The organism is Bacillus cereus group sp. BfR-BA-01441 (genome assembly GCF_022663075.1).
GTDB classification, from domain to species: Bacteria; Bacillota; Bacilli; order Bacillales; family Bacillaceae_G; genus Bacillus_A; species Bacillus_A cereus.
On record NZ_JAKUEU010000304.1, the window covers coordinates 1 to 312 of the forward strand.

Consider the following 312-nt stretch of genomic DNA (forward strand, 5'->3'; position numbering starts at 1 on the left):
TAAATAACCAAATACTTCTCCCTCTTTTACATCAAATGTAATATGAAACAAACCTTTTCCGTTCGAAAACTGTTTTGTGACATCTTGAACTGAAATCATAATTCCACCTCATTTTTTGAAATATTTAATGTTTGATATTTCAAAATTATTGTACTCCTCATCTTCCATATTCGCAACAACTTTTTGAAATATTTATTAGTCCATATTTCAAAATTATTGTTTTCCATTATTTTTTCTTGTATATTTTAAGTGAGGTGATTGCATTGAACGGCTTTGAAAGAGTAAAAGAAAAGAAAAAGCGTGCCATTAAAG

Annotated in this window: 2 pseudogenes; one reads left to right on the forward strand and one right to left on the reverse strand. The window is 27.6% G+C overall.

The window, feature by feature from the left end:
- A pseudogene (locus tag MR107_RS30615) lies at positions 1-99 on the reverse strand (ABC transporter ATP-binding protein); the annotation flags it as partial.
- An 89-nt stretch (positions 100-188) separates the two neighbouring features.
- Between MR107_RS30615 and MR107_RS31825 the strand changes: the two are divergent.
- Positions 189-312, forward strand: a pseudogene (locus MR107_RS31825) (TetR/AcrR family transcriptional regulator); the annotation flags it as partial.